The organism is Vulcanococcus limneticus LL (genome assembly GCF_002252705.1).
Taxonomy (GTDB): Bacteria; Cyanobacteriota; Cyanobacteriia; order PCC-6307; family Cyanobiaceae; genus Vulcanococcus; species Vulcanococcus limneticus.
Genome location: NZ_NQLA01000087.1, coordinates 1 through 5,662, shown reverse-complemented (window position 1 = coordinate 5,662; position 5,662 = coordinate 1). Strand labels below are relative to the sequence as shown.

At 63.9% G+C, this 5,662-nt stretch carries 12 protein-coding genes; 6 read left to right on the top strand and 6 right to left on the bottom strand.

Going from position 1 to position 5,662, the window contains the following annotated elements:
• The first annotated feature begins 228 nt into the window (after positions 1–228).
• Genes CJZ98_RS17045 through CJZ98_RS19195 form a run of 3 tightly spaced genes read left to right on the top strand, consistent with a single transcriptional unit; the run spans position 229 to position 1,229 of the window.
• Complete coding sequence (locus tag CJZ98_RS17045) at positions 229–480, top strand: DUF3721 domain-containing protein (RefSeq protein WP_094592308.1); 252 nt, start codon at positions 229–231, stop codon at positions 478–480.
• Between the two features lie 10 nt (positions 481–490).
• Positions 491–916: a hypothetical protein gene (locus CJZ98_RS17040; RefSeq protein WP_094592307.1), complete on the top strand. Its 426-nt coding sequence runs from the start codon at positions 491–493 to the stop codon at positions 914–916.
• Between the two features lie 37 nt (positions 917–953).
• Positions 954–1,229 (top strand): GNAT family N-acetyltransferase, encoded by a 276-nt coding sequence (locus CJZ98_RS19195; protein WP_232756578.1) that lies wholly within the window; start codon positions 954–956, stop codon positions 1,227–1,229.
• Positions 1,230–1,318: 89 nt separating this feature from the next.
• Here the strand turns inward: CJZ98_RS19195 and CJZ98_RS17030 are convergent, their stop codons facing one another.
• The 5 genes from CJZ98_RS17030 to CJZ98_RS18575 all read right to left on the bottom strand — a co-directional run bounded on the left by CJZ98_RS17030 (position 1,319) and on the right by CJZ98_RS18575 (position 3,567).
• Positions 1,319–1,861 (bottom strand): hypothetical protein, encoded by a 543-nt coding sequence (locus tag CJZ98_RS17030; RefSeq protein ID WP_198537932.1) that lies wholly within the window; start codon positions 1,859–1,861, stop codon positions 1,319–1,321.
• Positions 1,862–1,877: 16 nt separating this feature from the next.
• On the bottom strand, positions 1,878–2,072 hold the full coding sequence (locus CJZ98_RS17025; protein WP_094592305.1) for a hypothetical protein: 195 nt from the start codon (positions 2,070–2,072) through the stop codon (positions 1,878–1,880).
• Positions 2,073–2,191: 119 nt separating this feature from the next.
• Entirely contained in the window at positions 2,192–2,389 is a 198-nt protein-coding gene (locus CJZ98_RS17020) for a hypothetical protein (RefSeq protein WP_094592304.1), read from the bottom strand.
• 25 nt (positions 2,390–2,414) lie between these two features.
• On the bottom strand, positions 2,415–2,918 hold the full coding sequence (locus CJZ98_RS17015; protein ID WP_094592303.1) for a hypothetical protein: 504 nt from the start codon (positions 2,916–2,918) through the stop codon (positions 2,415–2,417).
• Positions 2,911–3,567 (bottom strand): hypothetical protein, encoded by a 657-nt coding sequence (locus CJZ98_RS18575; RefSeq protein WP_157911067.1) that lies wholly within the window; start codon positions 3,565–3,567, stop codon positions 2,911–2,913. The genes CJZ98_RS17015 and CJZ98_RS18575 overlap by 8 nt, the downstream gene beginning before the upstream one ends.
• A gap of 300 nt (positions 3,568–3,867) precedes the next feature.
• On the opposite strand from CJZ98_RS18575, the gene CJZ98_RS17005 reads away from it, so the two are divergent.
• The 3 genes from CJZ98_RS17005 to CJZ98_RS16995 all read left to right on the top strand — a co-directional run bounded on the left by CJZ98_RS17005 (position 3,868) and on the right by CJZ98_RS16995 (position 5,398).
• Positions 3,868–4,080 (top strand): hypothetical protein, encoded by a 213-nt coding sequence (locus CJZ98_RS17005; protein WP_094592301.1) that lies wholly within the window; start codon positions 3,868–3,870, stop codon positions 4,078–4,080.
• A gap of 65 nt (positions 4,081–4,145) precedes the next feature.
• A complete protein-coding gene (locus CJZ98_RS17000; protein ID WP_094592300.1) occupies positions 4,146–4,841 on the top strand; it encodes a hypothetical protein in 696 nt (231 codons plus the stop codon).
• A 206-nt stretch (positions 4,842–5,047) separates the two neighbouring features.
• Complete coding sequence (locus tag CJZ98_RS16995; RefSeq protein WP_094592299.1) at positions 5,048–5,398, top strand: hypothetical protein; 351 nt, start codon at positions 5,048–5,050, stop codon at positions 5,396–5,398.
• Between the two features lie 23 nt (positions 5,399–5,421).
• On the opposite strand, the gene CJZ98_RS16990 is transcribed toward CJZ98_RS16995, so the two are convergent.
• On the bottom strand, positions 5,422–5,662 hold a 241-nt coding region (locus CJZ98_RS16990; protein ID WP_157911066.1), incomplete at its 5' end, for a WCX domain-containing protein.

The window sequence follows — 5,662 nt, the reverse complement described above, 5'->3', positions numbered from 1 at the left end:
CTCCAGCTTCTTTTTGCCTTGTTTGCCTTCTGGCTGCAGATTCTGAGCAGCCAGCTTGTAGCTCTGAGGCGCAACAAACTGCCATCAAGCGTTGAGATAGCTGCGGCTTGATAATCACTCAGCAAGGCACCTGACTGCCAGAATCTGTATTGGCGGCAGCGGCTCCGACTTTCTCAGGAGGCCCTAGGTTGGGCATCCAGCAGGCATCCCTGCGCACGCCCCTGTCCCATGTCGATCGTTCCAAGTCCATGGGCGGTCAGGACGGCAGCCGCGATCGGCGCCAATCTCCTGCTGTCCGCCGCCGGCCTGGCCGCTCCTGCCGCCGGTTCAGGCGGCGTTCCCGCCCATTACCGAACCCAGGCAGAAGCGGAGAAGGCCGCCAAGCTGCACTTCAACTGCACCGGCGCCCACAAGATGGGAGATCAATGGATGCCCTGTGCCAAGCACGGTGACGCCCACGGCTCTGGGACTTCCCACTGAGGCCGGGCCCATGGCGCAATGCGGCGATAAGCCCAAACGGATCGCCTTCGGGGTGGCGCCTCTGGGCATCATTTCGATCGGCATCGTGCCGATGGGGGTGGTGAGCATCGGCGTGGTGCCGATGGGGGTCATCAGCCTCGGTGTGGTGGGCATGGGTGTGCTCAATGCCTGTGTGGTGGGCATGGGTGTGCTGGTCGCGGGCGTGAATGTGATGGGGGTGTGGTGGGCCGGCATCGACGGCATGGGTCCGCGGCGGCTGGGAGCTGCTCCCTCGGCCGTGCATCAGCACCATCACAGTTCCCCCGGCCAGGCGACCCCGAACCTGATGGCCTACCCGAGCCGAGAGCAGGCTCTGGAGAGGGCGCGGCAACTGGGTTGCAGCGGCGTCCATGCCATGGGCTCCCTCTGGATGCCTTGCGCCGAACACACCCAGTAAGGGATTTCTTACAGAAGAGGAGGCCCAGGTGGCGTGGGTGGAGCAGAGCCAGGCGGTGAAGGTGGCCGTGGATCCGGCCTGGACCGTGGTGGGTACGTATTACCTCAGGCCCAACTCCCTGGCACTCGGTGCCCATGTTGCCAACGCTGGCTATGTGGTGGCTGAGCACTGCCGGCGGCGGGGGATCGGCAGCCGGCTCTGCCAGCACTCGCTGCAGGCGGCGCGGCGGCTGGGCTTTCGGGCGATGCAGTTCAACCTCGTGGTGAGCACCAACGCCGCTGGGATCCGCTGCTGGCAGCGCAACGGGTTTTAGCTTGTCGGCACCCTGCCGGGGGCGTTCCGCCACAAGCAGTTGGGTTATGTGGATGCGCTGGTGATGATTCAGCAGCTGCTGTGAGGGGTCTATGTCATCCCGTCAACGCGGAAATAGCCAAGAATCATGTCGGGATTGCGGATGGCGATCTGCACATGAGTTTTGTCGCGAAAGCCTGCGCCGGGATAGACAAGATCACCCTCTTCAAAAACGCCATAGACAGTGTCGTAATCATCCATCCCTTTGCTCTCGCGGATCTTGTGCACCAGCTGGATCACGGCGCAGTCGAGCTGACGCTTCATGAAGATGCCGCTTTGCCGAACTGAATTCACAGGCAGCGGTGTTCCTGCCGCTGCCGAAATCCCAACAGTCGCCTCATAGGCAAGGGCGAGCTCAGTCATCACCCCATAGTCGGTCAGGTTCAGACAGTTGCCGGGATAGGCAAAGGCGCCGACCACCGATGGTGAGGATCTGCGGAGCTTGGCCCACGCCAACGCTCTCTCTGGGCTATCGACCCAGAAATAAATGCCATTACCCAGCCAGTCATAATCATTCTCGCTGGGCTGAAGTGTGGCGTCTCCACGCAGCACGGATTCAGCAACATCCTTGTCGCAGCCGTGAAACAGAACCAAAGGGCCCAGACTGTTCTTAGGCCGACCGGGCATCCTGGCTGCGATAGGGAGCGGTGAGCTGGCCATCGGAATCGATCAGGCCGGCGTCCATCAGGAATTGACGGGCTAGGGCGGGGTCACGTAACTCCTCCAGAAGCGCATCGATCTGCTCGCGCCGCAGCGGCCCAGACGCTGGGGAGGAAGGAGGCCGGCTTGGGGTGGAGAGAGTCATGCGAAGGGCGCTGGTGGTCCCAACGGCGGAACTTGAGGATAGGCCGATGCCAGGGCGGTGGTCTGTGAGCTCTGGAACCTTCATGATGGCTGCGCGTCAACGGGCCGGTCCCTTCCGTATCAGTCCTCGGGCTCCGGGCTGAGCGGCGGCAGGCGCCGCTCCACCTGGAGGAACACCAGCCAGGCCACGCCGGAGCTGATGCCGCCGGTCCAGTCATTGCGGAGCAGCTCCACGATCGACACCGTGCTGGCGCCAATGCGCAGGCCGCGCAGCAGGAAGCGGCCCAGCTTCTCCAGCGACTCCTGGTTCACCGCCACGGACTGACGCCAGCACAGAGGTGATTCAGGTTGGCGGAAGGGCAGTGGGTGTCGCCAGGTGGGTGATCGCCGCCGGGGGGACCCCCACCTGCCGGGCGATCAGCACCACCAGCCGCTCCAGCCGATCGAGGCGCTGCTCCAGGGCCTGCAGCTCGGCAGCGGCGGCGGCCATGGTCCCTGGCTTGCGAGCACCGACACTGCTCTTGCTGCCTTTGGTGGCCTTGACGGGCAGGGCGCTGCGCAGGGGCGGGCCATCCGGGTGGCTGAGCAACAGCTCGATGAGCTGGTCTTTGGTCTTGCTGCTCAGCCGTGGGATGGCCCGCTGTTTGCAGAACCTGAGCAGGAGGTCCTTGCTCTGGTCTTTCAACTCCTCACGGCTGGCCGGGGCGTCGCCCTCGAGCAGTGCTGATGGCGGGCTGGTGGCCGCTCGGGGTTCTCCCAGCTCCTCAGCCAGGCCCCGATACAGGCGCGCATCAGCCTGGGCCAGCTCCCGGAGGGTGGAGCGCAGCGTGTCGGCAATCTCACCCATGGCCGTTGTCTCCTTGTGGCTCGTCCCCGTCGTCTCCTGGTGGCTGGGATGACTGCGGGCGGTCGGATGGTGGGTCTACAGCCTGGCTGCCGCTGGGCTGGCTGGGGCCAGCATCGGATGCGCCCTTGAGCCCAGGCGGTTGTCCCTTGCCGTCACCGTTCGGGTCCTCGGATGGCGGGGGAGGGAAAAGCCCGTTGGAGCGATCGATCAGATCCTGCTGCTTCTTCTTGAGATCGCCAAGCCGATCCTTGGTGCGCCCCCAGCGATTGATGAAATGAATCACAGCCCGAATCAGATCGCCAATATAACCTCCCCCGTGAAAACCACGTCGACCCGTCTTGTAAAGGCCATAGCCATTCACCAGGCCATCACCCACATCCTCCATGTCCTCAACGATCGACGTGGCGATTTCGAGAATTTCATAGATTTCCTTGCGATTGGGGAGATCACGACTGGCGAGTGCCGTGAGCCGCTCCCTGAGCTCCGCTGTCTCGTCCTTCGCCTTGGTCGCCAGACGGCGGTGTTGCGCCCGGCTGCGCATCGAGCTGGCGTAGCAACTTCGCAATTCCCGGTAGGTGCTGTTGAGGCTGTCGCGATCCAGAGGCTCGGGATCCGGCGGGAACTCTGATGTCGGAGGAAGGAAAACCATACGGCCAGCTATTCAGGGTCAATCCTGCCTCTTGCTGCACGCTCAAGCAGACGGAATCAGACTGCAGAACTATTCACGAGCTGCATAGACTTGCAGCAATCGCTTAGCAACACTGACCCCCTGCGCGGGGCTTCACAGGCTCGGCGAGTCCCAGGAGGTTCACAGACCCTCACAGAGCACCCCCAACCAGGGGCCCATGTTGTGGTGAGCGGTGGGGTCGCTGGTCTTTCGCAGGAAAACCGAGCCATAGGGCCATCGAGCGGCAGAGGCTTGGGAACCATCCGTGGAGCCCCTGATCCCATGCCACACATTGATCTGCTTATGGCTGCCGAGCTGGTGGTGGCCCTGCTGCTCGTGGCCACGATGGACAGTCCCTCACCCCGGGCAACGGCGGTGGAGCCGCCGCAGGAGGAGCCAGCGCCTAGACGGTGGTCCGCTGAGACCGATCTCCACGCCCAACGCATCCTGCGGCTGGAGCGCCGCCAAGCGACGACCGTCGCCCCAACGCCCTGAGGACGGAAGCCGTGGTACTTCCTAGGATTCAGGACACTGAATCGCATCGCGGAGGGGGCTAGGCAATGCTCGGAGATGCCAATCAAAAGGATCTGTTCGATTATTGGCACGATCGTGTGCAGATTCGCAATCTCGATCTGATTGCCTCCAAGCAGCACGTCCCCACACAGGTTCTTCGGCACGAGTGCACGAACTACGACTATCTCAGGCGTCTACCGGCCGTACTGGCACTCGATGACCTGGAGCGTTGCCGTGTCATCGCGATCATCAAGTATGAATGCACCGCACAGGTGCTGCAGCGGCGATCAGGGCTGCTGCGCGACTACGCCAGACAGTGTCGTGAGGTCGCGGCTGAGCAGCAACAGGAGCGCTCCAGGCTGCTTGGCTTCATCGCCAAGCTCAAGGAATTGCTGCGCGGTAAGCAGGTCGTCATCGATCGGCTGGAGGAGCGCATCCGGCTCCTTGAGGCTGACAATGCGGCGCTACTCGCTGAACTGCAACAGTCGAAGGCAACTGAGCAGATCCAGCAGGAACTTGAGGCGCTCCAGCTTCGTTACGACGAGGTGGTGGAGCATCGCCAGCGGCTGGCCAAGAACAATCAGAGCCTTGGTGGCCGTGTGGCCCACACCAACCGCTACAGGCGAGAGCGAGATGAACTGGCCGAGGCTCTACGCCAGGAACGCGGCCTCACCCAATCGCTGCGCCGGGACATCGAACAGCTGCGCGCCGGCGAGCAGCTGGGGCTCGGCCTCGCGGAATGAAGACCATGGCAACCACCTCCGCCAGGCCCCAGACATCCCCAAGACGCCCGTCCAGGAGCAAGCCTGCGGCAAAGCCAGGGGCAGTGCCCCAGGGCAAGTCTGCGGAAGAGCAGCCGTCCTCCTCTCCAACACCGACTGCCGCTCAAACGACAGCCCCGACGGCCCCGCTGGCCGATCTCAAGCGTGCTGTCTTCACGCTGGCCAAGGTGAGCAGCACCAAGGAACTCAAACGCCAGAACGGTGATCTGCGCCACCTCGATTTCCGCCGCAAGGTCAGCTGGTCCCAGGCCCTGGCGGTGCTGCAGAAGGCCCAGGAGGCCTACCCCGACTGGCACCACAACCCACCGGAGGAATACCGGGAGCTGTTCAACGCCATCGATGCCGCCAGCGATGCCTACGCCCGCAGCATCGAAAAAGGACTCCAGCTGAGCGAGGAACTGGAACGCGCTGCCGACGACCTCGAGGCCCTCTCCGGTGAGCTCCAGCAGGAGGCCGAGGAGTTGAAGGCGATCGAGCAGGCCTCCGGCAAGCAGCGCCGGGCCCGCTCGCTCAACTGAGGCTGACGCCAGCCGCAGCCCCTTCAGGCCCCCTGATACACCGCCAGGGCCGCCTCCAGCTTCTGCCGGTGCTCCTCCCGCAGGGCCGCCGGGCTCTCGACGCGGATCCCGGCGCCAAAACCGAACAGCCAGTTGCGCAGGTCGATGTCGCGCTCCACGGTCCAGGCGGGCAGATCGAGTTCCACCGGGTAGGGATGGGTGTCGGCGGCGGAGCCCGGCTCCAGCACGTGCGGGGCGTTGGCGTGATGCCACCAGTGCTCGCCG

Excerpts from the sequence above, each read along its gene's own strand:
- CJZ98_RS17025 (WP_094592305.1), bottom strand. The coding sequence starts at position 2,072 with ATGACTCTCTCCACCCCAAGCCGGCCTCCTTCCTCCCCAGCGTCTGGG.
- CJZ98_RS17040 (WP_094592307.1), top strand. The coding sequence starts at position 491 with ATGGCGCAATGCGGCGATAAGCCCAAACGGATCGCCTTCGGGGTGGCG.
- CJZ98_RS18575 (WP_157911067.1), bottom strand. The coding sequence starts at position 3,567 with ATGGTTTTCCTTCCTCCGACATCAGAGTTCCCGCCGGATCCCGAGCCT.
- CJZ98_RS17005 (WP_094592301.1), top strand. The coding sequence starts at position 3,868 with ATGCCACACATTGATCTGCTTATGGCTGCCGAGCTGGTGGTGGCCCTG.
- CJZ98_RS17045 (WP_094592308.1), top strand. The coding sequence starts at position 229 with ATGTCGATCGTTCCAAGTCCATGGGCGGTCAGGACGGCAGCCGCGATC.
- CJZ98_RS17015 (WP_094592303.1), bottom strand. The coding sequence starts at position 2,918 with ATGGGTGAGATTGCCGACACGCTGCGCTCCACCCTCCGGGAGCTGGCC.
- CJZ98_RS17000 (WP_094592300.1), top strand. The coding sequence starts at position 4,146 with ATGCTCGGAGATGCCAATCAAAAGGATCTGTTCGATTATTGGCACGAT.